Origin of the sequence: Pseudomaricurvus alcaniphilus (genome assembly GCF_011440395.1) — a bacterium.
GTDB lineage: Bacteria > Pseudomonadota > Gammaproteobacteria > Pseudomonadales > Cellvibrionaceae > Pseudomaricurvus > Pseudomaricurvus alcaniphilus.
Genome location: NZ_JAAOIX010000002.1, coordinates 63,078 through 89,465, shown reverse-complemented (window position 1 = coordinate 89,465; position 26,388 = coordinate 63,078). Strand labels below are relative to the sequence as shown.

Below are 26,388 nucleotides of genomic sequence, written 5' to 3'. Positions count from 1 at the left end.
CAGGAGACACGAAGTTGGAATGAAGTGAGCAATGGGGCATGGGAAATAAACGGGCTCAATACAGAGGCCTGTGCTGCGGAGTAACCGGCCACGGGTGGAGCTACTGCACGGCAGTGCGAGTTGACTTATTGCGGCGACCGCTAGTGGGCTGCCTGTGACTCTGTTTGGCAGTGATGCGCAGTTGCGCGACCGGGTTAACGGGTTGCTGGCGAGTATGTCACTGGAGCAGAAAATCGGCCAGATGGTCATGGCCGAGCGCAGTACCTGCAGCCCCGAGGATGTGCGTAACTTCCACCTCGGCGCAGTGCTTTGCGGCAGCGGCTCCCACCCGGAGGAGAATACCCCTGCAGCCTGGGTCAAGATGAACGACGCCTACTGGGCGGCAGCCATGGCGGCGGGGCCGGGGCATGTGGCAATTCCAACCCTGTTCGGGGTCGATGCCATTCACGGTCATTGCAATGTGTCTGGCGCTACCGTGTTTCCCCACAATATAGGTCTCGGCGCTGCCGCCGACGCCGGCCTGGTCAGGCGCATCGCGCAGATAACCGCCCGCGAAGTATTGGCCAGCGGAATCGAGTGGACCTTTGCGCCCAACCTGGCGGTCGCTCGCAATATCTGCTGGGGGCGCAGCTACGAGAGCGTGGGCGAGCAGGTTCGGCCGGTGGTTGACTTTGCCCGTGCTGCTGTCGAAGGCTTGCAGGGGGACCTGGGTGAGAATGCCGTGTTGGCCTGTGCCAAGCACTGGGTCGGTGATGGCGGCAATGCCCACGGTATCGACCACGGCAATAACCCGGCCGAGCTCGAGGCCTTGCGCGAAATTGATATGGCCCCCTACCTGGCTGCTCTCGAGGCTGGAGTGCTGACCATCATGGCCTCGTTCAACAGCTGGAAGGGTGAGAAATGCCACGGCCATAAGTTTCTCTTGACCGATATCCTGAAAGGCGAACTGCAGTTTAAAGGGATGCTGATCTCCGACTGGGAGGGCACCACCTACCTTTCGGACGACTATCATTCCGCGGTCGGCCAGGCGGTCAATGCCGGTATCGATATGTTTATGGTGCCGGAAAGCTGGCACCGCTTTATCGAGTCATTGCACCAGCATGCCCTCAACGGCAGCGTCTCCATGACCCGTATTAACAACGCCGTGCGCCGGATATTGGCGGTAAAAATCGCCTACGGCCTGTTTGAACGACCGCGGCCCGCCGCCCGTCCCTGGTCCAATCATCCGAGTTTTGGTTGTGCCGAGCATCGCAACCTGGCCCGGGAGGCGGTGCGCAAGTCACTGGTGCTGTTGCAAAACCGCAATTCGGTACTGCCGCTGGACAAGACCGCGCGCCTGCTGGTGGCTGGCAAGAACGCCCACAATCGCGGTCATCTCTGCGGTGGCTTCAGCATCGAGTGGCAGGGCGTGTCCGGCAATGAACAAATACCGGGTGCTACATCCATCTGGGAGGGGGTGCAGGCACTGGCCGCCAACGCCAGCCTCAGTGAGGACCCATTGGGGGGCGATGCCGACCCGCAGCAGCACGACGTCGCGCTGGTGGTGGTGGGTGAATACCCCTACGCAGAGGGTTTGGGCGATGTGCGCCTCAATGAGCAGATGATGGTGGAAACAGGCTCGCAAATGAGCGGTGCCATGATCGTACGCGAGCCTTATGGCAGGACCCTGGAGTTGTGCCAATTGCACCCGGAGGACCTGCAGCTGATTAGCAATATCGCCGCCAAAGGTATTCCGGTGGTGACGGTATTGGTCTCTGGTCGGCCGCTGGTGGTCAACCGGGAGCTGGAAAAATCGGTGGCCTTTGTGGCCGCCTGGCTGCCTGGCTCCGAGGGTCTGGGCGTGGCGGAAGTGCTGTTCGGCGACTATGACTTCCAGGGTCGCTTGCCATTTTCCTGGCCGCGCACCGACGCCGATGCCGGCGCCCAGGACCAGCCCGGGTTCACGCCGCTGTTTCCCTATGGTTACGGTTTGAGCTATCAAGGTATGCTCGAAGAAAACACCAGTGCCAACGGCAGTCGTTTGCGCAAAACACTGCGCCGCCTTGCCCTGCGCCGCTAACGCTTTCAACCCCGTTTTTTTTATTTTTAAGTGCTATTGGTTCGAGTCGACTTCCAGCGTATAGAGGGTGGACCACTCTTGCACTTGCCCCGGTGCCAGTTGCAAGTGGATAAAGGGTTCCGGGCAAGCGGCGCGCGCCACTGCCCAAAAGATGTATTTACTGATAGGTGTGTCGCCCTGGAATCTTACCGCGGCGCCGGTCTTGTTATTGCGCACCAGCCCGGCATTGAGGGACGCCGGCCCCGGCTGCGGGTGCACCGGCAACCACAGTGAGGCCTCACCCAGGGGTCGCTGCACCTCGATGCCATTGGCGCGAAACCAGGCGTGTTGGTTGATGGCCTGCTCCGGTTTGGCGAGAAACGGAAATTGCACGTCGTAGTCCGGGCCATAGGGCGTGCCATCGATCAGGGTAAAGTTGTGATTGTAGTGATTGGTGGCGATGGTTTTACTGCCGCTGTTCTCGAGGCGATGGCTGATCGTAAAAGCCGGTTGGCCGGCGATCAGCTGGATGCGTTTTTGATAGCGGTAACCCCAACCGCGCGGGGCGCTGAGTGCTTGTTCGAACTCAACCCAGTCCGGCCCTCGCGCTACGGCCCAATCGCCGGCCCGAACCAGTTCGTAGTCACCGTTGAAGCGATAGTTTGGCTCGGCGCCTTTGCGCAGCAGGCCGACCCCGATTTTCACAAAGGGTTCGCCCGCTGCGGCCTCGTCAAATCCGGGCGGATTGTCCATGCCGAACTCTTCCGCCGGGCCGCTGACATGGTCGTGACCGTAGGGATCGTGTTGTGCCTGGAACGGCTGGTAGAAACGGTGGCCAGCGTACTCGACCCGTTCGATCATGCCCGACCAGTCAAAGCGCGTGCCGCGGTAAAAGCCGTGCTCCGGATCCGGCAGGTACAGCACCATACGCAAGGTGTCGTTGTTGAGCTCCAGCGTGGGATAAGAGAGTGAGTCATTGGGAAGAGGGGCAGGTTTCGCCTTTTGCCCAGTGCTGCAAGCAGGCAAACAGGCCAGGGCGAGCCAGGCGATCAACCAGAAGCAGGCCGTGGCAGCAAATCGCCGCTGAGCGCAGTAGCCGGTCGCTGCGCGAGCGGCGCCTGTTGTTACTGTGCTGGCGGTTACTGCGCTAAACGCTTCAGTGGTGATGCTGCCGTTGCGCATAAAACTCCTGCATTACCCGTTTGGGGGTGCGGTCGACGTTAAACAGGCCCCAGTGTTTTTCCGGCTCCAGTGGGTCGTCCGAGCCTTTCCAGGGTTCGTCAAAGGCTTCAAACACAAAGGTGAGGATGTTTTCGCTATCGGACCAGTGCAGCAACTCTGCATAGTAGCGCGCCTGCAACTCTTCCGAGGCGTTCCACGGCTCGATACCGCGACCATTGGAGGCGGTGGTCCAGCCGGCTTCGGTGATAATCACCGGCTTGTCGGGATAGCAATCGGCCACTGCAGCAAAGTTCTCCCGGGTGTAGTCCAGGGCGTGGTCGATGGTTTTAAATTCCCACACCGGATAGGTATGAACGGAGAGAAAATCCAGCTCTGCTGCCAACGGCGCCAGCTTGGCGACCCAGGCGGCGTAGTTTTCGCAAAAGGTCACCGGTTGCCTTAACTCCGCCTTAATGCGTCGCACATAGTCGATCAGGCGCTCAACCGGCACCATATGATCGGTCCAGTCGACGCTGGCTTCATTGCCGACGGAGAGGGAGAAAACGCTATCCGGGTAGCGTTTTGCCAGGGCAATCGCCTGTTCAACCCGGGCCCTGTTGCCGCGGCGATTGGCAGCGAGCGTTGTGGGACTGAAGTGCGCCCCCCAGGGGCAGTCGGGGTTACTGACTTCGGCAGCCAGGTCCACGCCCAGCATGACCTTGAAAGGCAGCTTTTCTGCGTGGATCACCTGCAGCACGGTTTCGGCGTGCTGGCTGCTGTCGTAGAGCCGCAGGTACTGCCAGTTTTGCGCCAGGATCAGCAGGTCCTGCTTCACTTCGGCGTAACTGGGATACGTGCCCTCGCGGGGATCCTGGCCGGCGCGATAGCCGGAGTAACAGATGGCGTTGCCCGGCACCAGATCCAGTTTGCCAGCGACAATGGCGGGGCTGGTCTCAGGCATATTTCAACACCCCGTCCTTGTCCCATAGCCCCCAGTAGGCGCCGACGTCGCCCTCCTTTTCGATTTTCCAGTCTTCATCGAAGGAGGAGAAGTAGAACAGCTCGATGCCGTCTTCTACGGCCCACTGGTAACTGTTGATAAAGTAACGCAGTGCGTTTTCCAGCGACGGCTCGGCGCCTTCAAAGGCAGTGCCTTTATTGGGCCAGCCGGTCTCGCTGACGATCACCTTTTTGCCCTCGGCGACGCGCATGGCCTTGCGGTACATCTCTTTCATATAGAGCAGGGAGTAATCCGCCGGACAGCCCTCCCAGAAGGGATAACAGTTGGCCAGTATGACATCACAGGCGTCGGTGACCCGGGGGTAATCGACAAACTTGAAATAGGCGTCTACGTAACCCACCTCGACCCCTGGGCAGGCCGCCTTGGCGCGCTCGATATAGTCGATCAATTCAGCTTCGCTGAGGTCGTCGCGCAACAGCACTTCATTGCCCACGCCGAGGATATTGGCGTGGCCCGCCCTCGCCACTTCGATGCCATTGGCCAGTTCAATTTCGTTCTTGGCGCGGTCATCGCCGAGCCAGATACCGACCATGGTTTTGAGGCCGTTGGCATGGGCGATGGCGGGGATCAGTTCATTGCCTTCGGTGCAGGAGAAGGAGCGCACCCAGTTGACGTAGGGGGCAATAATGCCGAGACGATCGCGAATCTGTGCCTCGCCCAGCACCGTGCCTGGTCCCTGCCCGGCAGTATAAGGGCTGAAGGAAATGCCGTGGATTTTACTCTCCAACAGCTGGCGACACATGGATTTCAATTCCTCAACTGACAGGTTGCTTAAATCAATCCCGGCTGCGGCCATTCTCTGTTTGTAGTAACTGTTCATGTTATTAACTCCCATATTTAATAACAATAGGTTGAATTACGCCTATTTGCGGGCTGTTGCGGTGTCGCTGTCAGCCCGACACCACTAGCTCATTCAGCGCTGGTGCTAACCGTAATGTCATTGGCTACCGCCATAAAACTATGACCATCGCTAAAACTTACCAGCCTTGCCTGATCGCCAAAGTTGTAGGCCACATAGTGGGTGACGCCGTCCTTCTCGAACGCCACCGCCGCTGGATAGTCGGATGTCAAGGCGCCGGTGCCGGTCTTGATGTGTCCCAGTGCCCTGAAAGTTTGCAACCACTGGTAGGTGTGGGCCTTGGTTTCACCAGCTTCGGGGTCGTACGCTGAGCCGATTGTCTGGTAATCGGCCAAGGCCGCATCGGCGTCGGTCATCGCCCACAGGTTCCACCAAATATCGCGCCACTGATCATCTATCAAACCGGAGGGTTTACCGTTTAACGATTCCGCCAGCCCCAAGGCAACGTAGTCCTGCATATAGTCGGAATACTGACCGATGTGCAGGTTGAGTGGATTTGAGGGCAGCCCCTGGATACCCAAAATGTGGGCATTGGCGCCGCTGAACCAGGTGGAAAACACCGCGCCGGTGCCCCAGATAATGGACGTGGTCAACTTGTTGTAACTGGCCGGAAAATTATCGTATTCCGCGGGTAAGCCGAGGTAGCGGTCAATGTTGTTCCAGTACTCCCAATAGCTTGCAGTGGTAGAGGCATGCAGGTACATGCCTTTCTCTACCAGCGCCTGCTCGCCGGTAATCAAGCCGTAGAGGATGATCGCACCGTAGGCGTTGGCGGCTTCGGAGGTGGATTCGTTGTTATTGCCCAACACAAAGTTAGCGTTGCCCGAAGCCCAGGAAAAGCCGTTGGCAGGGTCAAAGTTGCGCAGGTAAGGGAACATCGGGTCGTCCTTGTCACCGGCGAAATCACGGATCAACAGCTCCACCATCGGACCGTATTGGTCGTCGCTGCACCAGGCTGCATCGACGCGGCAAATCTCCGCGGCGGCACGTACAAAGTAGCCGTAGTGGAAATGGTGATCGTTTAACTGTTGATGGGCACCAAAGGACTCCTCAAGACCCAGCAAGGTATTCCAGTTGGCGTCGTAAACGAAATACTTGGTGGTGTCCAGGCTGCCGTTGGTATCGGCACTGAACCAGTCCTCCAGTTCCGCCTTGAGCCAGTCGATCAGTATATCGGCCTCACTGAGCATGCCAATGGATCGGGCAATCGCCGCCAGTTCCGCCACTTTGCCATAGTTCTTACCGGCCCAGTAAGTATCGGTGCGGGTGTTCCACATGGCCACGTCCTGGGCCATGAATTCCGCCACCAGGTTTTGCAGATACGTCTGATCCAGTGTCGCTACTGAGGTTGGCATGTAAGGTAACACACCGACAGAAGGCAACTGGTAGTTGAAGCCGCTGGTCTGGCTAAACTTAACCGTACCGCGTGCGCTGCGTACCGAATAACCGGTGGTCGCCTGGCTCGAGTTTTTCCAATGCAATGGATGCATACCGGCCAGAGTCTCAACCGCCGCGCCATCACCGTCCAGATAGGCATGGGTTACGGTCACCGCATTATTGCTTGGGTCGACGTCATAATCAATATTAACGCGGGTCACTACCGAGCGCGCAAAGGCTGCAAAATAGGCCGCATCGACAGCACTTGGCGTGCTGGTCCCGGACACCGGCAGCAGTGCCAGGGTGAGCTCCCTGGCTTCGTTGCTGACTATGATTTGATTGCCGCCAATATCAGAAAACTCAGTAGTGCCCTCACCGGTAATCAGGAAATTGTTGCGAATTCCGGCAACTGCAGTCCATACACCCAGGCTATTACCCTGCGCATAATAGGTGCCTTTTTCCGGGCCGTCGGTGGCCTTGGTGCGAATCACCAATTCACCCTGATGGGCCTTGAAGTACACATAGGGAGAGCCGTGCACAAAGGTCGCTTCCATCACCGGATAAACGCCGTCCTGCCACTGTACGGTCACGGAACCATCACTGTGGTCCTTCAGGTAGGCATTGAGGTTTGAGAACAGGGTGTTGCCAATCGCGACGCCATCAAAAACTTCACTGAAGGGGTCTGGCACCTGGTATAAAAAGCCGTTGCTGGTGGGCGCCAACCCGCTCGGAATACCCATTACGCGAACGCCTTTATTGTTGATGCGCGCAATGATCGGGTCGGGGGTGATATAGGCCGCGTTATTCGGGTCGCCGATTTTCATTTCACCGTGAAATGGAATGGAGCCCCACCATTTGTGGGTCGGCGTCGGTAATTCTGCTGCCGCACCAATTACCTGGGGGTAAATGGGGGTCGGTGTTCCTATGGGATCACAGGAACTTACACCGGGTTGAACCACACCCGCGTTATATACCCAGTTACCGAAGTCGAAGACACATCCGTAACCGTCGGGGTTTATGCCATCGGCAATATTGCCGGCGCCAACACTGGTGATGTTGTAAGTGCTTGGGTCGCTGGCGTCAACCGGAGTAATGGTGGGCGGCACCGGAATAGGTACAGGATCCGGCAGCGGACCAGGAGGTGGCGGTGGCTCAGAGCCGATGACTCCCACCAACTGGACATTATCAATGCGATAGACTGTGCCGTTACCCTTGCCCCAGTCGGGAAATACCATAACAATTTTCAGGGTGCTCAAGTTCCAGCTGCCAGCGTCTGCCAGACTGTCGAGATCAAAGCTAAAATGCTGCCATTGGCCAACCACGGGCGCCTCGCCCTGCTGGCTGGCGGAGAGCAGTACTTCGACAAATGCACTGCCATCGGCGCCTTCAATTTTCAGCCGAAATTCGGCACTGGGGTCCAGCGGTGCAGACGCCAGATAGAAATCAAACTCCAGGGTGCCGCCGGCGAACTCTGATGCATCGATGGCAGCGGGCAATAAGAACCCGGCCACTGTTGGCGCCTCGCCAAAACTGAATTGGGCTACAATGCCATGGCTACTATCGCTATCTGCCAGCTCGACAATCGTCGCGCCGCCGCAGCAATCCCACAGCGACCAGTCACCCGCTACCGCATCGGTGTAGAGCGGCAGTGTCGGCGGAGCCAGTGGCACCAGCTGGACATTATCGATGCGATAGACCGTGCCGTTACCCTTGCCCCAGTCGGGAAATACCATAACGATTTTCAAAGTGCTCAAGTCCCAGCTGCCAGCATCTGCCAGACTGTCGAGATCAAAGCTAAAGTGCTGCCATTGGCCAACCACAGGCGCTTCGCCCTGCTGGCTGGCGGAGAGCAGCACTTCGACAAATGCACTGCCGTCGGCGCCTTCAATTTTCAGGCGAAATTCAGCGCTGGAGTCCAGCGGTGCAGCGGCCAGATAGAAATCAAACTCCAGGGTGCCGCCGGCGAACGCCGAGGCATCAATGCCAGTGGGCAATAAGAACCCGGCTACTGTTGGCGCCTCGCCAAAACTGAACTGGGCTACAGTGCCATGGCTGCTATCGCTATCGGCCAGCTCGACAATCGTCGCGCCGCCGCAGCAATCCCACAGCGCCCAATCTCCCCCAACCGCATCAATGTATATCTGCATTGCGTCGGAAGGCTCTGGTGGAGGGGTTTGAATCACGCAGCCGTCGGCGTCGACCACGCTGCCAACCGGTGTATTGGGGCAGTTATCATCCTGGTCGTACACCCCGTCGCCATCGGTATCAACCATAACCGCACAACCCTGGGCATCAACCTGGGTACCCGCGGGGGTATTGGGACAGATGTCATCCCGATCGACAACGCCGTCGCTGTCGGAATCCAGAAAGATTTCACACCCCTGGGCGTCAACCATGGTCCCTGCTGGCGTATTCGGGCACTGGTCCATGCTGTCGACAACACCATCGGCATCGCTGTCCGGATCTTCTATGTAGGGCGCTTCGACGAAGGAGAATTTTTTGGAAATCCCTGCGTCACCGCCACTGGCGTCGTCAGCGTTGGAGAAGTACAACGGCATGCCGAGGTAGGTTACCTGGAGCGAGCCGTCACTTAAGGCGAAGGTGCCGAGATCCGGGACCCCGGAGGCGTTGCCATCTGTCACCAGCAGCGGGCTGTATTCCGCCTGGCATTTTTTGTTGCACTTTGCAGGCTTTATCTTCTTATCTTTCTTATCTTTTTTGTCCTGCTTGTCCTTTTTACCGCTGTCTTTCGGCTGGTGTTTAGTGCTTGCATAGAGTGTATAGCCCGGCTGCGCGGATGCGAGACCACCAACCAGTATGCCGTTGGCGATGGCAACTTCATGGTCAATTGCGGTGGGAATTTCACAGCCAGAGGCATCCACCTCACGACCTGCAGGCGTGTCGGGGCAAGCATCCAGGGCATCGGTCACCCCATCGCCATCACTGTCGATAACTCCATCATCACCGCCGCCCTCAAAGCGAATATCGTCTACCGCCAATTGAAAATCGGTAACGGCTAGCGGGTCCAGGCTGAGCAGCGCAAACGGATAAGCAATGGACTGCATGGCAATCAAGCTGCCGCGTAAATCAGCAACCGGAATACTGACATCCGTCCATTCTCCGTTGCGAACCATACCGTAAATCGCTTCGCCGGCAGGGAAATTCAACCAGTTTTGATTGGTGTAAGTGTCGGTAATGCCGATGCGGAACCCTACATTGGCGGGAATTTTAATCTTAAATTTCAAGCTGCCTTCAGAAAAATTGCTTAAATCCAATGCCTGTCGCGCGAGTACACCGCCGCCAAACCAGCTGTTCGCCTTTGGATTCCAGGCGATAACATTATCCCCTTCCGCCGCTGCGGTATTACCTGTGCCGGTGGCGGGATCCCAAATGAAAATATCGGATGTCACCCCGGCTTCCAGTTTATTGGAGGTTGGTGTGTTATCGGTAAATACCCCGAAGGTGCCCGTTTCGGGTTGCGCAATAGCGCCCAGAAATACCTCGCCGAGACCGTTGTAGCGATAGACCCGAACATAGTCGACATACATTTTGGCCGGCAGCGGTGCGCTGACCTGGCTGCTGTTAAGCGCATCGGTAAAATTGCCGCCGACCGCCAAATTTAACAGCAGATAAAACGGCGCGCGCAGCGCCTCTGCGTCGGGGTCGTCATTGGGGATTGCAACGGGACTGTCAAACAAATCGTATTCGACACCATTATCAATCACACTGAAGCGCAGTTCGGTATCAGTCCAATAGGTACGATAGGTGACAAAACGGCCGGTCAACGGCTGATCGGAAACATAGGCGTTATCCGTTTGCCAGGCGGCACTCGCAGCACAGGTTTCGTTGCCGGGTACGCAAGCCGCCTCAGCGTAGCGAATAACATTGGAGCCAACATAATTATTCGAGGCTGCACCGGGGTGGCCGGCGTTACTGCGCTGGGCCCATGATTGGCCCATCTCCATCATGTCGATTTCACCTTTGCGCGGCCAGGCAGCGGTGCTGGTACCCAGCATCCACACTGCGGGCCAAAGTCCCGTGTCAACGCTTGGGATCAGCACCCGATATTCGATCATGCCGTATTTAACAGCGACCTTGTTTTTGCTGAGAATTTTACCGGAGGTAAATGCCAGGCCACCGGCAGCTTCATCGCGCGCCTCAAGGACGAGGGCGCTGTTGCCCACCTCGCCCGGCGCCGCTGCTATATAGACGTTTGATTCTCCGTAGGCTTGCAGCTCCTGGTTGCCCCAGCCGCAGATTCCCTGGTCGCAACCGTCGCCGAGATCAATCGACCAGGCATCGCTGTCGAATGTGTCGAAATTATCCTCCCAGAGTAACTCCCCCTGCTGGGCCAGGGCGCAGTTGACGCAAAGCATAGCGACAAATGCAGCGCTCCATTGAAGTAACCCTGGTCGCCCTGAGTGAGGCTGCGCGGGTTGGCGCGAGCGCGGTGCCGGAGCTCGGATAATCGACAATTTGGCTGAAACGTAACGAGTCATAATTTACTCACTAATTATTGTAATTATGGCCAACTGATAATCCAGCTGGGTTTAACCGCTGAATGTAGTCAATTGGGAGGCGCAATTCGGGAGCGGAATTCCTCATGCCCAGACGCACACATCTTGGTGTTGATCAATAACTGTTAGCGCCAATTCAAGCGACAGCAAAAGGCGATCTCATGCGATATCGCACCCTAACAGCAACAACTTTTCTGAACCATCGTTTTGAGTTGAACCGGGTTAGCTCCGGGTCAAAAAGGCAACTGCCGGGAAACGGGAAGGCTACTGCGAGATAGGGGCACAATTAATAGTATCTCCCGACTTCCCCAATTGCTGAAGCAACCGGGTAAGTGCGGGAAACACGCTGCAGGTTTTAAGCGTTGAAGAGCTGCTTTGAGTTCAGGGTCAGGGTCAGCTGGCGGATTCGACCGGTGCGCTGGAACAGCTCGATACTTTCCTCGGCCGGCAGTGCCTGGGGGGTAAAGGTTTGGCTCTTGCCGCTGGCCCAATTGACGATCAGGGCCGGGGTGGTGCTGTCATCGAGACAGTACACGATCGGCACCTGGCACCAGGTGAACGCCAGCCCCTGTGCCGGCACCGTCAGTTCCTGCCAGCTATCGTTGACGTCCAGGTAACGGAACGAACGCGGCTCACTGACAAACTCGCAGGGCCGCAGCAAGGTTGGCTCGAATCGAGCCGCACCGTCACTGACTCGCAAGCCCAGCTCACCGAAGCGGGACAGCACTTCCTCCTTCACCTGACCGGTCATACCCGGCTGCTGGGCGCCGGCGTGTTTGGGGGTGTGGGAGTAGGGGTCCATGGGAAAGGCGCCGTATTCCGCCGGGGTTTTGTTAAAGCCAATGCCTTCCCGCACGCGGTAGTAGAGTTGTGCCAGCCGGGCGCAGGTTGCCGGGTCAGCCTGTTGCTCCAGCGCGGCGAAGAAATTTTCCTGCACCGCCAGTAACAGCTTGGCCACCATGTGCCAGTAGATACAGCCCAAGCCTTCAAAGCCAAACATACCGCCGGAGCGGCCGGTAAACTCCTGGTGGTTGAAGACGTCTTCGTAGAGTGCCAGCAGCGGCTTGCGGGCCTGGTCCAGGGCATCGCCATATTCCGGTAACAAACTCTCGATGCGCTTGATCAAATCACCGACATTGGTAAAGCCGGCGTCAAAGCGGTAATTGCCATCGGCATCGCGCAGCAGGATGCGTTCGTCACCCCGCTGCAGCATCTGCTGCAGCACCGGCAGTGCCTCGACCCTGGCGGCGGGGATACAATTTTTCTCCAGGTAACCGGGCAGCTGCCGGTCGGGATAGAGCATAAAGGTTTTCTGGTCGGCCCGGTACACCGCGCTGGCATAGAGGGCTTCCAGGGTGTCCACCACCGCGTCGGGGGCAATAGCACCGGCACTCAAGGCGGCCACCTGGCCTTCGAGCATCGGATACAGCGTATCCACCTCAACGGCCCGGCCGTTTAATGCCAGCAGGTTATAGGCGTGATAGAGTCCGTCGTCGCGGCGGTTGGTGCCGATGGTGTGGTCGATGGCGGCGAGGGCATCGTCGAGCAAATTCTTGACCTCGGCCAGGGGCTGTTGCACCTTGCCGGAAAAGCGTTCCAGTTTATACACCGTCAGTCGATAGTTGCTGGCGGCCTCGCCCAATTCCAGCAGTGTCTGGAAGCGCTGTTCGGCAGAAACCGGCGCGGCACCCAGCAGCGGGCGCACCCTGCCCAGTGCGGCGGTGGTCGCTTGCAGCCACTCGCTGACTTCGGTAGACAGGGCCGTCGCGCCGGACTCCGTCGCCAGCAGTTGCTGCATAAAGCTGATATAGCGCCGCATGTAGTAGAGCGTAACCATGGACAGGCCCTGGCCGACCAAAGCGTTGTTGGCGTCATTCCATTCCGGCCGCTGGGTATTGAGCCAGATGCCACCGTCGAGCACCAGGTTGCCGAGCTTGGCCAGCAGTGGTACCAGCAGTTTCTCCAGCAAATTCACCTGGTAGACCTCGCCGTTGGCGTCGGCGATCAGCTTGCCGTCGGCGCCCAACTCGGCGACCCTGTGCTCGATGCGCTCGGCCAGGCCCTCATCGTATTCCACCGTGCTCTTTGCGTTCTCGAGCAAGGCCGCAAACGGCTTGATGCGGTAGGGCACATTGGCGTAGCAGAACAGCTCCTCGTGCAACAGGTTGCCGAGCAAGTCCGGGTGAAAGTTGTTGGACTGCTCCAGTAACTTCAGCAGGTAGATGATCTGGTGGTCACCCCAGTAGCCGATATAACTCCAGGGGTCGTCCGGCTCTTCCACTTCCCAGTCGATGCCATCCTTGGTAATGCGATAGGGGTTGTAGCCGTCCATGGTGGAGGCGTTGACGAACTTGGCAATCACATTCTCAATAAACTCCGGGTAACTGAAAGTCAGCGCCTCCCAGTTCTGGAAAATATCGCGCCAGTTGCCGGCGTAGTAGAGCAGCGGGTTGCCCTGGCTGTCCTTGATTTTAATGGCGAACTGGTTCCAGGGACGGCTCGGGTCGCCGTGGCGGCGGCCGAAGGTGATGGGCAGGTATTCGTGGCACAGGCGTTCCAGTTGGGCATCGCCCTGCTGCCGTACGGTCTGCAACAGCTGGCCGTATTCCACTTGCTGTGGCAGGGTCTGCAGGCATTGCTGGTGGCGTGCGAAGACAATCTTGTTGAAGTTCTGCACCGTGGTGGAAAAATCCCGTGAACTGACCTTGTACTGCTCGATGAAGGCGCCGCCGCGGAGAATATTGAACAGCACGTTGGCGTAGTGGTGGGTCGTCACGTTTTCTTCAGCGGTGGCCTGGAAACCATCGCCGCCGGCCATGATGCGCGCCAGTTCATCCGAGCCGCGTTCGATGGAACGGGCAATGTCGGCGGCGACAGTTGCCGGCTGGGCCAGTTGCTGGCGCAGGGCGACTACCTGCTTCTGGCTCTGCTCCACATTGGCGACCAGCTGCCACTGCTGGCAGGCGTTGGGGGCGAGTTCCAGCTGGGCATTGACCAGGTAGGCGCCGCGGATACCGCGTTTCAGCACTTCCTGCTGGAGGGGCATGCCCAGGCGAAAATTACCTATTTGGTCCGCGGAGAGCAGCACCTTGTAGTCATCGAGCCCGAGGCAAAATACACTATTGCTGCGCAGTGACTCGCAGGGCTCGGCGCGATCGGTGATGCCGGAATAGAGGGTAAAAAAGGCCATGCCTGTGGTTTGATCCAGCTCGGTCCACTTGTAGGCATCCACCAGGTTGGGCGAGTTGGTCTGGGTGTAGCGCGGAGTCCCGGCCGGGAGAATATTCTGCAAGCCATCGAGCATATCGACTTGCACCCCGTTGTCGCCGAGGTTCTCGAGCTGGCACTGGCGCACAAAGCCGTGGCTGTCGCTGGTCAACCAGGTATAGCGAAACGCCAACTGCAGATCGTGATTGATTTCCTCGAAGCGCAGTTTGTTGCCGAGCAAATTCTTGTACAGGTTTCTGGTCAGTTGGTAGCGCTCGTTGTGATCCTTGTTAAACGGCTCCCAGTTCAGCATATTGCCGTTGCGGCCGACTCTCAGCAGGGTTTTAGGGCCGCTGTGACCAGTGCTCTCGTGGATCTTGTCGACCGTGACGTAGGGGAACAGGGCAGTCTCCGGCGACACTCGGCCTGCGGTCAGGCCGCCGGTGGATGACACAAACAGCCAGTGGTCGCTGTCGGACACCACACTGGTAAAAAACGGCGGCATTTTGTCGACGTTGTGAATTGCGTAAAAACGATCGCCGTCGCAGGTCAGGAACTCCCCTGCGGCGTTGTGTGATTGCTCAGCTGATTGGTTCATGGCCATCCTCGCATTGTTTAATGTAATAGTTGTTCGGATGCTTGCCGCTCGAGTGCAAAGCGTAGCGGCAGCATGTCAATAATGGTCGCCGGTGCGTTTCAGTTAACCGCGGGTTTAAACACCCGCACGTAATCAACTTCCATCCGCACCGGAAATAGTGTGTCGTCAATGGGACCGCCGGCCCGGCCCCAGTGCCCGCCAATCGCCAGATTGAGGATGATGTGGTAGGGGTGGTCGTAAGGCCAGGCTTGCCAGCCCGTGCCCTCATTGCGGTAAAAAAAGTAGGGTGTGCCATCAAACAGGATGTAAATGTGCTCCGGAGTCCACTCGATGGAATAGACGTGGAATTCACTATCGACGCTCTTGCCTTCGACACTGGCCTTGCGCTGCTGGTAATTGACGAAGTAGTAGGCTTTGTTGTGGACGGTGCCGTGCACGGTTTGCATGTCGTAACCCACATGCTCCATGATGTCGATCTCGCCGGAGTTGGGCCAGGCATCGCAGGTGCTGCTGCCCTGCCAATCCGCACCCCCGGCACAGTTGGTGGCGTAGCGGAAAGGGTCGCTGGGCAGCATCCAGATGGCGGACCAGGTGCCCTGGCCGGCGGGCAGTTTGGCGCGAATGTCGGCCCGGCCGTAGAGGAAGTCACCCTTGTCGTGGGAGTGAATGCGACCGGAGGTGTATTCGGCGTTGTTGTATTGCTCCTTGTGGGCTTCGATCACCAGCTTGCCGTCCTCCACCCTCACGTTGCGAGCGCGGCTGGTGTAGGTCTGGTCCTCGTCGTTGACCTTGCGCGCCGGCCATTCATCAAAGCTCCACCGCTGCGGGTCCGGCGCACCCTGGTAATCAAACTCATCACTCCAGAGCAGCTGCCAGTTGCGGCTGTCGCTGGTTTTCTGGCGTACGATAATGGCGTTCAACAGTGGCTCGCCGGCACTGGCATCAAAGCCTATATCGAGCCGGCCGTCGTTGACCTGCACATCGGTTACCGTGCGCACCAGTGCCGCGCGGTGGTTGCCGTCGCGCGCCAACTTGACATCGAGATCGGCGATGACTGTTTTACCCTCGGCGGAAATGCTGAACACGCGCTCGCCCACGGCAATATGCTCCGGCTCGGCAAATTTAAAGGTGATGTCGTAGACCCCGTTGGCGAGCGGCTGGCGCAATTGCAGGTCGCCACTGCGGTAAGTCCGAAAGACGGTTTCATCCTGGGTGCCGAGGATGTTGTCGATAGTCCCGCTTTCCGCCTGCCAGTCCAGGGTGTCGGCCAGGTAGCGGACAGCGTCGCTGCCCAGGTGTTCCGGGCCGCCGATATTCACTGCCCAAACCACCGCGTCGTTGTGGGAAAACTTGCTGCTGGCAGGGCTGGCTGTTGCGCTGTCGGCCGGCTTGTGCGAAGCCGCCGGCGGCGCTTGTTTTTCGCTGCAGCCGAACAAGCTCACAGTCGAGAAAATAAAAGCTGCCAACGCCAGCGCGCCGGCGCTATTAGGCTGTCTCTCCGCCATATCCCCACCTGATAAATTGATTATGTTTAGGTATTTTTTATCAACAGTGGGACGATACCGTGTGACCGATCAAAAACAATACAAACACGTTGAGATGGGTTGAAGCTGCGACCAAATACGGGCCGGCGCGGCGACGCCGGAGCGCCGCCTGCAGGGGGAGGACCAAAAGTAGTGTTTATGGATTGGCGCTACACCGGCTAACCAGTGGCTTCAGCCTTACAATAGCGATTGATAAAATCCTGGTGGCTGCCCAGCCGCTCCACCACTCGCGCGTGGGTTGTCTTGATATCGCTGAGCAGGGCATCCAGTTCTGGCTCTGCCATAATGTCCACAATCGGGTGGTAGCCCTTCGGCATCAGGCCCTGGCCGGTCATTACCCGGGACCAGGAGCCGTCAAAAAACAGTTCATGCCCCTCGCGGAAAATGCGGCCGTTGCTGAGAAATAACTCGATGCGCCGGGTCAGGGACTCGGGTGCGTCCATGGTGCGGCAGTAATTCCAGAAGGGGCTGTCGTTGCGCTGGGTGACATGGTAGTGGAGGATGATGAAGTCGCGAATGTATTCGATTTCCGACTTTGACTGACTGTTGTACTCATCGATCTCGGTTTGATTGAGGCCGTTGACCGGAAACAGCTGCAGCAGGCGGATCACGGCGGACTGCACCAGGTGCAGGCTGGTGGATTCCAGTGGTTCCAAAAAGCCGCTGGCCAGGCCCAGGGCGACGCAGTTTTTATTCCACTGCTTCAGCCGCCGGCCGGTGCGAAAGGGAATGACCCGCGGCTCGGTGATGGGCTCGCCATCGACGTTGGCCAACAGTTTTTGCCGGGCCTGGTCATCGCTCAGGTAGGTGCTGCAGTAGACCAGGCCGTTGCCGACCCGGTGCTGCAACGGAATCTGCCACTGCCAGCCAGCTTCGTGGGCGATAGAGCGGGTGTAGGGCACCGGTGGTTGCACCGCGGTGGTCTGTACCGCGACCGCGCGATCACAGGGCAGCCAGTGGCTCCAGTCTTCATAGCCGGTGTGCAGGGCCTGTTCGATCAACAGGCCACGGAAGCCGCTGCAGTCGATATAGAGGTCGCCACTGACGGTCTGCCCGGAGGCCAGGGTGAGGGAGTCGATGGCGCCGGTTTGCACGCTGGTGGCGACGTCCACCACCCTGCCTTCGATGCGCTTGACGCCGTGTTGCTCACTGAACTTGCGCAAAAAGCGGCCGTACAAACTGGCGTCGAAATGGTAGGCGTAATCCAGCCCGCCCTTGGCGCTGAGGGCAAACTTGTTGGCTTGCGCCACCTGCTGGTGCAGGGAGAAATCCCCGAGGTCCAGGGACTTGCCCTGCTGCACGGCTTTCAGCCAGAAGTGATGAAAGCTGCAGGCCCAGCAATCCTTACCAATAATGCCAAAGGGGTGCAAGTACTTGTCCCCCAGTGCGCCCCAGTTTTCAAACTGAATGCCGAGTTTGAAGGTGGCCTGGGAGCTGCGCATAAACTCGTCTTCCTTGATGCCCAGCAATTGGTGAAAGCCGGTCAGCAGCGGAATGGTGGCCTCGCCTACGCCAACTGTACCGATTTCATCGGATTCAATCAGGCTGATGTCGAGGTTTTTGCCCATCAGCTTGCTCATTGCCGCTGCCGCCATCCAGCCGGCAGTACCGCCGCCGACGATGACCACTTTATTGAAATTATTCTGCTTCATAGGAACACTCTTGTTTTCTGTACCACAGTTAGCGATTCAGGTGTTTTAGCAGCAGCGCCCGCAATTTTCTCGCTGCCGGTTCATCGAGGGGCGCCAGCGGGCCGCGGGCCTGCTCCGGGATGTGCGCCGCCACGCTGTCGTCGGGGTTGGAGGCGTCGGCGCTGAACACATAGTGCTCAAACAGTCCGCGCCAGGCGTCCCGTTGCGCCGCGGGTAAATCGCGAATGCTCAGCAGCGCGTGATACAGGGCGTCCAGTGGCGACCCCAGGTAGGCGGGCACCGATTGCCACCAGTAGTTGACCAGCATATTGAAGCTGTCCAGCCCCTCCACGTGGTGCCACCACATGCTGGGGATAAACAGGGCGTCGCCGGGCTCGAGTTCGGCCAGGCGCGCCTGCTTCAGGGCCGCCCGGAATTTCGGGTGGCGATCAAAATCCGGCTGCTGGAAGTCGACCAGGCTGATGGCCTGGCCGGCGGGGGTCAGGTCCAGCGGGCCGACGTAGAGATTTTCCAGTTGCTCCGGCGGAAACACGGTAAAGCGGCGCTTGCCGGCGACCACGCAGGCAATATTGTCCGGTATATCGTAGTGGGCCGCGATCCGGGTTTGATTGCCGAGCCACAGCCGGATTACCGGTTTGACATCGCCCAGCGCCAGGTCATTGTGGTCGCGAAAGCCGGGCAGACAGTAGTCGATGGGGGTCGAGCCCATATAGATCATGGGCCCACTCTCGGCTTGTTGCTGGCGCTGCAGGGTTGCCACTAACTCCTGAAACTGCACGCGCTTGAAATCAAAATTAAAGCCGGTGAAAGATTCGTTATAGAAAATTCGCTGCTGCACGTCGGGGCTGCCAAGGGAGACGTTGACCGGCCCTTCAGTGCAAAATTTCTGCAGATAATCAAAGCCGGCCTGAGCAGACTCCTGCACCGCTTGTGCCATTGGCCAGTCGGCCACCAGCCCCTTGAGAAGCAGCGGCTCGGTTGCGCTGAACACCTGCGCCGGCAAGTTTGCCGAGGTATAGCCGTGCAGTTCCTCTACTCGTTTTTCTATTGCGGACATAGTATGCCTGACATGGTCTGCCCCTGGGTAAACATGCTGTTACAGGCGCGCGTTCTTGCGCTCAATCAGGCGCTTGAAGTTGGGCAGGGAGGCGAGAATCATATACACAGCTTCCAAATGGCCGGCGCGATGCAAGTCGGCGACGGCCGCACCTTCCAGACTGCGCAACCGCTCTTCATTGATGGTATAGAGCCCGGCCAGTTTATGCTTTGAGCCATCCTGCAGTTGTATGTCCAGGGTAAACGGCTCCAGCAATTCCAGCCCGGCCAGGGCATCGGTCAAACCGCGGTTTTGTTCGTGCCCCTCGTGAATGGCCAGCAGTACCGAGGTGATGCGCTGTAAAAAGGGGCTGTCGCCGCCGTACTGCAGAAATACCGGCTCGCCTTCGGTCTGGCTGACCCGCGGGCTGTCCATATCAATGTGCACCGAAAGCTCGCTGTCTGCACCCGGGTTGGGTTTGACACCGATAAGAAATGGCTGGCGCTCGACACTGAGCGGGATATAGCTGGCGTCCCAGCCGCCCTCGTCCAAAAACAAATTCTCCTGGCTGTTGAGGCCAAACAGGGCGATGGGTTCAAAGCGCCCGCTGTCGGCATTCTTGCGCAACACAATCGGGTACTGCGCCTGCACTTGCCGCAACTCGATGGGAAACACGGTGCTACAGGCGATATTGTCGCCGTAGCGGGCGGATCGCTCGGTGATGACCCTGAGATCTTTATGGGTGACGTTGTCCAGTACTGCGTGATTAGCCATTTTCGAACCTGAATAGTGTTAGTTTGTGTCGACCTGAATACAGCGAGGCCTGATGCCACCCCGGCCAGCCTCAGATTTTTTGCAGGCCAAAGTGTTTTATCTTGTTAAGCAACTGGCGGTTGTTCGGCAGGGCCGTCAGCAGTTTGTCCAGGCGGCGGGCGTTCTCCTGGAAATGCTGGCTGGCCTGCTGGTTATAGTTTTCCGCTTGTGCCGTCGCCCGGGGCCGGGTCGCAAAGCCCATGCCATAGAGCACGTACTGATAGCTGGCGGATGAAAAGATCTCGTCGGCGCGGCTGAAGTCGCTGTGCCAGGGGTAGTGGTATTGCCACAGCTGCAGCAACTCCTGCAAGCTGTCCGGGATGCTGCTGTCACTGCGGTTGTCGGCCCAGAAATCGGAGTCCTCCCGCAGCGACAGAACATAGTGGAGCTTGAGAAAATCGATGACCCGGTCCCAGCGATAACTAAAGGTGTCATTGAAGCGCCTGGCGACGATATCCATAACGCCGCGGGTGGCCGGTAATTGTTCGCTGATCATGGCGGCGGAGAGCTCCACTAAAACCAGTGCCGACGCCTCCAGCGGTTCGAGGAAGCCGGCGGCCATACCCACGGCGACACAGTTTTTGTGCCAGAACTTTTGCCGGTGTCCGGGGTTAATGGCGATCTGCCGCAGTGGCAGATCGTCGGCTTGGGGGCCGAGGGATGGTCGTATATAGGCGCGCAGTTGCGCTTCGGCCTGCTGCGGGGAAATATGGGCACTGGAAAACACGTGGCCGACGCCGCGCCGGGAGGGCAGGCCAATGTCCCAGATCCAGCCCGCGCTTTGCGCCGTGGAAATGGTGTGGGAGGCAATCGGGCTGTCGGGCTCCGGGTAGGGCACCTGCACGGCCAGTGCCGAGTCGATAAACAACGTGTCTTTTTTACTGACGAAGGGAATGCCGAAGTGCTCGCCCAACAGCAGCGACTTGAAGCCGCTGCAGTCGATGAACAGGTCCGCTTCGATATTGCCGTGCTGGCGTGTCGCCAGGGAGGCGATATCGCCGTCCGGGTGGGAGTTAATGCCAGTGACGTGATCGAGAATGTGTTTGACGCCGAGCTTTTCCGTGCAATGTTTTTGCAACAACCGGGCGAACTTGCCGGCATCCAGGTGGTAGCCATAGTTGGCGACACTGGCGTATTCCGGGGTGGTAATTTGCTTGGGTGCCAGCCCCCGTTCGCACAGGGCCGGTTGGAAACATACTGCGTCGGCAAACTTGATGTGCTGCCGCTGTTGCTGCCAGGCCGGTGCCAGATTGAGGCGGTTATAGCCCTCTGGCAGGGTAAAGGGGTGATAGTAGACATCGTCCTGCTGGCCGTTGACCCAGCCACAGAATTTGGAACCCTGCTTGAATGACGCATCACAGTCGCGCACAAAATCCGTTTCCGCAATGCCGAGCTTTTTCAGGGTGTTGCGCATGGTGGGCCAGGTGCCCTCGCCGACGCCGATGATCTTCACATCCGGTGATTCAACCAGGATGACCTCGATCCCGGTTGGCAGGTGGGCCTGGTGCTCCGCTGCCAGAGTGCCGGCAGTTAACCAGCCGGCGCTGCCACCACCGACGACAATGAGACGCTTTACCGGTTCGGTCATTGTGACCTCGCCTCCCTTTTTTCTCTGTGCCTTGTTAATGTTATTGGCAATGCTGGTGCTGTCAGTGCAGCTGCAATCGAGCCGGAATTTGCCGGCTTTTGGCTCAGGTCTTGCCGATACCAGGCAGCCGCTGGCGCTTGTTGCAGACACCAGACAGCCGCTGGCACTGCCAGCGGCTCCAAGGTTGCAACGGGTTATGTTGGCTCGGGCTTACTCAGGTTATCACGACTGAGTGCTGCTGAGTAACCCCGGGCATTGCCATTACCATTTCGGCTAGTAGGTATAGCGCACGCCAATGTTATAGCGCGCACCAAACTGGGTTGCCGTTCTCAGCTGGTTGTCGAAGCGGTTGTAGACTCGCTGGGAATCATCGAACACGTTAATGCCTTCGAAGATGACCGTTAAGCCTTCCACCCACGGCGTTTCATAGCTGACGTTGAGATCCACCTGGCCGTATTCCTCAGTAAACTGTGGCTGGTTGTTTTCCGTGCCGCGCAGGAACTCATCGCGCCAGTTATAGGCAATACGGGCCTGCAGGCCATCCTTGTCGTAAAAAGCCACCAGGTTGGCAGAGTCACTCAGGCCCGGCAGGACAAACTGGAAGCCGGTTTGCGAAACATCGGGATCGATATCGCCCTTCACAATGGTGGCGTTGGCCTGCACCCCAAAGCCGGACTCGCCAAACATATACTGGGCGGCGACTTCAAAGCCATACAGGGTGGCCGTCTCCAGGTTGGATGGCGTGGTCACCCGGAAGTTCGCCAGGGGATCGGCACTATCCTGCACAATGGGCGTTCCGGTAGCGTTACCGAGGTTGATATTGATCTGGTCGTGCAGGTTGTTGCCCGAGCCGTTATCGATATCCATCTGGGCCTGCATTGCTCGTGGACCACTCTGCGGGTCGCGCAAATCGCCAATGGTCTGGTCGACGGTCTGTTTGACAATAAAGTTATCCACCAGCTTGCGGAAGTAACCTACGGACACATAGCTGGATTCATCGAAGTACCACTCCAGCGACAGGTCGAAGTTATCCGAGGTAAAGGGCTTCAGGTCGGGGTTGCCGGTATCGGCAGTACGCTCGCCGGGCTTGGGTGCCGAAGTGACACTGGTCGTGGCCCGCATATCATCGAGAGTCGGCCGACTGATGGACTGGCTGTAGGATACCCGGCCCACCAAATCTTCGCTAAACTCGACGCTGAAGTCGATGTTCGGCAACCAGACTGCATAATCCCCTTTTTCGTCGCTGAACGAACTGTCCGAGGCCAGGTTGGTACCCCACTCGGTGGGGCCTTGCCACACCAGGGCCACGGTGTCGCGCTGCAAACTGCTGGCGGAGATGTCGGTGTCCTCGTAGCGAATACCACCGCTCAGGGTAACCGGCAAGTCGTTAAAGTCGCCCTCGGCATTGAACTGGATGTAGGTGGCAAAGGTCTTTTCATTGATCTCGTGGTCAGATTGCGGTGTGCCGCCGAAAGGCGCCTGCAGGCGCTGGCCACCGTTGAACTCCTCTTCAAACGCCGCGATACCTTTCTCGAAGTCCCAGTCGTAGTAGAAGTCGGGGTCGAGGTCGCCGCCGCCGCCGGAAAATTCATCGAGGATGTCGTTGAGGCTCTCCCGGGTGAAAATTGAATTGTCGTACACGTCCTGGTTGCCGCCGTACCAGCCAGCCGCTATCTGGCCACTGTAAAAACTGCGGGTGCGGAAGGTGTAGTCGGTGTGGGCCATACCAAATTCAATGCTGGTGATGCCGCTGTCGACGTCATTTTCCCAGGTGCCGGCAAACTGGAACTGGGTAATGTCGGATTCGGTTTTGTTGCCGCGGGCTTCGCCGAATAAGGAGTCCTGGCTGGCTGCGGTGGGCAGTCCGTTTTCAACTCCGACAAAGTTGGTGTCCCAGACAATATTGCGCAGCGGCAGGTCAGTGCCGGTGCGGAAATCGGCCGACTTGGTGACGATGTTGGGTGCTGCCAGAATCAGGAACACGCTGTCACCGCGACCTACGCCCTGGGAGATGGCATCGGAATCGTGGAAGTCGAAATTCAGGTTGAGGTTGTCAGTGGCTTGCCAGTCGACATTGAGGCCGATGGAGTTGTTTTCATTTTCTGACTCGTTGAAGGCCTTGTTGGCGGAATAGTCACAGCAGGTTTCTTCCACAAAAGCGTAGGTGCCGTTGGAATCGATTTCCGCCTGGGTGATCAGGCCATCGGCGTCCGGGGCGAACCAGATACCGGTGTTGAGTCGCTCTGATTCGTTTTCAAACTTGGAGTAGGTGTAGTCGAGGGTGGTGGTAATCGCATCGGTGGGGGCGTACTGGAATACCAGCTGGCCGTTGGTACGGGTGCGCGAGATATCCTCGATCTGCAACTCATAGTTGCGCGGGTACCAGGTGTTGCCATGGGCCAGGGCTTCGGCTGAGCGGTTGTCAACCACGCTGGCACCAGGGGCCAGGTTGCTATTGACGATGCTGTCGATATTCTCGCGCCAGCTGGCAACTTCCCCTTTGGAGGAGCGACTGTCGCGTTTTTGGCTGGATAAAAACAAGCCCACGCCGAAGGTGTCATCGGCGAAGGTGTTGCTGACAATACCGGAAATTTCCGGGGTGATGTCATCACCTTTTTCGTTGGTGGAATCCATCAACGCCTTGGCGCCGAGGCTGGCCTTGAAGCCGGGGTTGTCCAGCGGGCGGGCGGTCTTGATATTGATGGTTGAGCCTATGCCACCGCTTTGACGAGTCGCGCCGGAGGTCTTGTACACTTCGATGCCACTGACGCCCTCGGAAGCGAGGTTGGCAAAGTCGAAGGACCGGGTTGAGCGGGTCAATTCAGTGGTGGGCATCTGCCGGTTATTGAGCGTGACCAGGTTAAACTCCGGGCCGAAACCGCGCACGGTAACCTTGCTGCCTTCGTTGTTGGAGCGATCGATGGAAACGCCGGTGATGCGCTGCAGGGATTCTGCCAGGTTGGTGTCCGGGAACTTGCCGATATCCTCTGCAGAAATCGCATCCACAACACCCTTGGAGTCGCGCTTGATGTCCATGGCGCGCTGCAGGCTGCCGCGAATACCGGTTACCGTCACCTCTTCAATCATGCCGGGCGATTGCGCCGCTACCGGGAGCACCGTGCCGGCCATGGCCATGGCGATGCTGGTACAAATCAATTTCTTTTTATAAAACATCTATGCAATCCTCTTATCTTTTTGGACTGGTACGTAACAGGTAGCTCTTGCGGATTTCCTGTTCTTTATTTTCTGGTGCAGGATGGATCTTACTCTTCGAAAAAGCGCGGGTAAGGTGTGTTGCGGTCAACTGGACTGTTGGTGCGATTAAACAGGCGCATGTGGTGCGGGGCGCGGCCCGAAGGGGGCTGGCGCACCATTTAATTCAGCTCCGGAAACTGATTCCTTTCAGTTTCTGAATAAGGTGAATGGCCGCCAGGCAGGAGGAGTGCATTGCGGTTTCGGGATGGATATCAATTAGCTCGCTTTAACGCTGCCGCGTCGCTGTTCCAGCGCAATCCGAACCTCGTGGGCTTTCTCTTCGGTCAGCTGGTAAGTGGCAATTGCCCAGATGGCAATTGCGGAGGCAACAAAGGGAATCAGGACGTCAAATACCCGCATCAGGAAAATGGTGCGCTCACTCTGCTCGCCGCCCAGCGCCACATCAAAGCCGGTGGCATTGAGCAGGAAGCCGCCGGCCGCCAGTGCCGCCGCCATGCCCAGTTTCACCACCCACCAGTAGATGGAGCCGAACATACCCTCCCGGCGCTCGTGGGTTTGCAGTTCGTCCAGATCACAGACGTCGGCGATCATGGAGCCCATCAGGGTAAACAGGCCGCCGAGGCCGAAGGCGATAAATGGCGCTGGCAGCAGTAGCAACAGTGGGTAGGCCGGGTTGTAGCACACCCACTTCAGGGCGTAGCCGACCATGGAGACGCCGGTGGCCACGAAAAAAGCGCGCCGCTTGCCAATGCGGGTGCTGAGCCAGGTTATAAAGGCGATTACACAAAAGGTGGCAATGGCGGACACCGTACCGGCCCAGCCGGCGTACTCGGCTCCCAGTGACTGGTCGCCGTCAAACACGTAGTAAATGATCACGTAAAACTGGAAGGAGGAGACCAGCATAAAGCCGTTAAACACCAGGAAGGTAGCGGCGCAGAGCTTTAAAAAGGGCGCAAACTTCATGGTGGTGATAAAGCCGCTGAAAAACGATTTCAAGTTGGCGAGCAGTCGGCTGCCAGCTGCGGGTTGGTGCTCCTGCAACTCCGCCTCGGCCAGGTCTTTCATGCGCTCTTTGATAAAGATGGCCGGCAGGACACCGACGCAGACCACAAAAATGCCGATCAGGATCGCCAGTCGGCTGGCGCCCTCGACCATATCGGTAAACAGGTTCTCGTTCTGCATAAACCAGAGAAACCAGGGCGCCACCAAATAGGCCATCTGGCCGAAAATATTCTGCACACCCATAAGCCGGGTGCGCTCGTGGTAATCGGGTGTCAGTTCATAGCCCATGGCCACCCAGGGGGTGGCGAAAATGGTATAGGCCAGGTAAAACAGGATCGAGCCGACCAGGAAGTACCAGAAGTACCAGCCATCGCTTTGGCCGGGGGGCAGTTGCCACAGCAGCGCAAAAATAACGCCGGCGGCGATGGCGCCGCAAAAGATGTAGGGACGGCGCCGCCCCCAACGGGATTTGGTGTGGTCGGAGATGTAACCCATCAGCGGGTCGGTGATGGCGTCGGTAATGCGCGGCAGGGCGCCCAGCAGGCCGACCAGGGCGGGGTTCATGCCCAGTCCCAGGTTGAGCACTATGGCCATGCCGCCGATGGCCGCACCGAGCAGGTTGTTGACCAGCGCGCCGAGGCCGTAGATGACTTTTTGGGCAAGCGGGATGCGGTCCCCGGGAGCGGTTGGGTGGTGTTCTGGTTGGCTCATTGCGGCCCCGAGTTATTGTTTTTAGTGGTGTTGGATTTTATTTGTCTA

Annotated in this window: 13 protein-coding genes; 1 reads left to right on the top strand and 12 read right to left on the bottom strand. The window is 58.1% G+C overall.

Annotated features, from left to right (window positions below; genetic code table 11):
- The first annotated feature begins 154 nt into the window (after positions 1-154).
- Entirely contained in the window at positions 155-2,059 is a 1,905-nt protein-coding gene (locus G8764_RS06505) for a glycoside hydrolase family 3 N-terminal domain-containing protein (RefSeq protein WP_207951736.1), read from the top strand.
- 33 nt (positions 2,060-2,092) lie between these two features.
- On the opposite strand, the gene G8764_RS06500 is transcribed toward G8764_RS06505, so the two are convergent.
- From G8764_RS06500 to G8764_RS06435, 12 genes are all read right to left on the bottom strand, one after another.
- Positions 2,093-3,220, bottom strand: coding sequence for a hypothetical protein (locus G8764_RS06500; RefSeq protein ID WP_166163336.1), 1,128 nt, complete (start codon positions 3,218-3,220; stop codon positions 2,093-2,095).
- Positions 3,195-4,160: a glycoside hydrolase family 17 protein gene (locus G8764_RS06495; RefSeq protein ID WP_207951735.1), complete on the bottom strand. Its 966-nt coding sequence runs from the start codon at positions 4,158-4,160 to the stop codon at positions 3,195-3,197. Before G8764_RS06495 ends, G8764_RS06500 begins: the two co-directional genes overlap by 26 nt.
- On the bottom strand, positions 4,153-5,040 hold the full coding sequence (locus tag G8764_RS06490) for a glycoside hydrolase family 17 protein (protein ID WP_166163334.1): 888 nt from the start codon (positions 5,038-5,040) through the stop codon (positions 4,153-4,155). The genes G8764_RS06495 and G8764_RS06490 overlap by 8 nt, the downstream gene beginning before the upstream one ends.
- Before the next feature lie 89 nt (positions 5,041-5,129).
- Positions 5,130-10,832 carry a glycosyl hydrolase gene (locus G8764_RS22465; RefSeq protein WP_243748648.1) on the bottom strand — a complete coding sequence of 1,901 codons (5,703 nt, stop codon included), beginning with the start codon at positions 10,830-10,832 and terminating at the stop codon, positions 5,130-5,132.
- Between the two features lie 496 nt (positions 10,833-11,328).
- The gene (locus G8764_RS06470) at positions 11,329-14,778 is read right to left on the bottom strand and encodes a hypothetical protein (protein WP_166163331.1); all 3,450 of its coding nucleotides are present in this window, start codon (positions 14,776-14,778) and stop codon (positions 11,329-11,331) included.
- Between the two features lie 98 nt (positions 14,779-14,876).
- On the bottom strand, positions 14,877-16,283 hold the full coding sequence (locus tag G8764_RS06465) for a family 16 glycosylhydrolase (protein WP_166163328.1): 1,407 nt from the start codon (positions 16,281-16,283) through the stop codon (positions 14,877-14,879).
- Positions 16,284-16,480: 197 nt separating this feature from the next.
- Positions 16,481-17,974, bottom strand: coding sequence for a tryptophan halogenase family protein (locus tag G8764_RS06460; RefSeq protein WP_166163325.1), 1,494 nt, complete (start codon positions 17,972-17,974; stop codon positions 16,481-16,483).
- Positions 17,975-18,002: 28 nt separating this feature from the next.
- On the bottom strand, positions 18,003-19,031 hold the full coding sequence (locus G8764_RS06455) for a cupin-like domain-containing protein (protein WP_166163322.1): 1,029 nt from the start codon (positions 19,029-19,031) through the stop codon (positions 18,003-18,005).
- A 39-nt stretch (positions 19,032-19,070) separates the two neighbouring features.
- Positions 19,071-19,784, bottom strand: a complete 714-nt coding sequence (locus G8764_RS06450) for a SapC family protein (RefSeq protein WP_166163319.1) — start codon at positions 19,782-19,784, stop codon at positions 19,071-19,073.
- Between the two features lie 70 nt (positions 19,785-19,854).
- Positions 19,855-21,411, bottom strand: coding sequence for a tryptophan halogenase family protein (locus tag G8764_RS06445; protein ID WP_166163316.1), 1,557 nt, complete (start codon positions 21,409-21,411; stop codon positions 19,855-19,857).
- Between the two features lie 273 nt (positions 21,412-21,684).
- Entirely contained in the window at positions 21,685-24,585 is a 2,901-nt protein-coding gene (locus tag G8764_RS06440) for a TonB-dependent receptor (RefSeq protein WP_166163313.1), read from the bottom strand.
- Between the two features lie 297 nt (positions 24,586-24,882).
- On the bottom strand, positions 24,883-26,340 hold the full coding sequence (locus tag G8764_RS06435; RefSeq protein ID WP_166163310.1) for an MFS transporter: 1,458 nt from the start codon (positions 26,338-26,340) through the stop codon (positions 24,883-24,885).
- Positions 26,341-26,388 lie beyond the last annotated feature (48 nt).

Bases quoted from the DNA above. Each gene is read 5' to 3' on its own strand.
- G8764_RS06455 (WP_166163322.1), bottom strand. From the start codon at position 19,031: ATGTCCGCAATAGAAAAACGAGTAGAGGAACTGCACGGCTATACCTCG.
- G8764_RS22465 (WP_243748648.1), bottom strand. From the start codon at position 10,832: ATGCTTTGCGTCAACTGCGCCCTGGCCCAGCAGGGGGAGTTACTCTGG.
- G8764_RS06460 (WP_166163325.1), bottom strand. From the start codon at position 17,974: ATGAAGCAGAATAATTTCAATAAAGTGGTCATCGTCGGCGGCGGTACT.
- G8764_RS06450 (WP_166163319.1), bottom strand. From the start codon at position 19,784: ATGGCTAATCACGCAGTACTGGACAACGTCACCCATAAAGATCTCAGG.
- G8764_RS06440 (WP_166163313.1), bottom strand. From the start codon at position 24,585: ATGTTTTATAAAAAGAAATTGATTTGTACCAGCATCGCCATGGCCATG.
- G8764_RS06490 (WP_166163334.1), bottom strand. From the start codon at position 5,040: ATGAACAGTTACTACAAACAGAGAATGGCCGCAGCCGGGATTGATTTA.
- G8764_RS06465 (WP_166163328.1), bottom strand. From the start codon at position 16,283: ATGGCGGAGAGACAGCCTAATAGCGCCGGCGCGCTGGCGTTGGCAGCT.
- G8764_RS06435 (WP_166163310.1), bottom strand. From the start codon at position 26,340: ATGAGCCAACCAGAACACCACCCAACCGCTCCCGGGGACCGCATCCCG.
- G8764_RS06495 (WP_207951735.1), bottom strand. From the start codon at position 4,160: ATGCCTGAGACCAGCCCCGCCATTGTCGCTGGCAAACTGGATCTGGTG.
- G8764_RS06445 (WP_166163316.1), bottom strand. From the start codon at position 21,411: ATGACCGAACCGGTAAAGCGTCTCATTGTCGTCGGTGGTGGCAGCGCC.
- G8764_RS06470 (WP_166163331.1), bottom strand. From the start codon at position 14,778: ATGAACCAATCAGCTGAGCAATCACACAACGCCGCAGGGGAGTTCCTG.
- G8764_RS06500 (WP_166163336.1), bottom strand. From the start codon at position 3,220: ATGCGCAACGGCAGCATCACCACTGAAGCGTTTAGCGCAGTAACCGCC.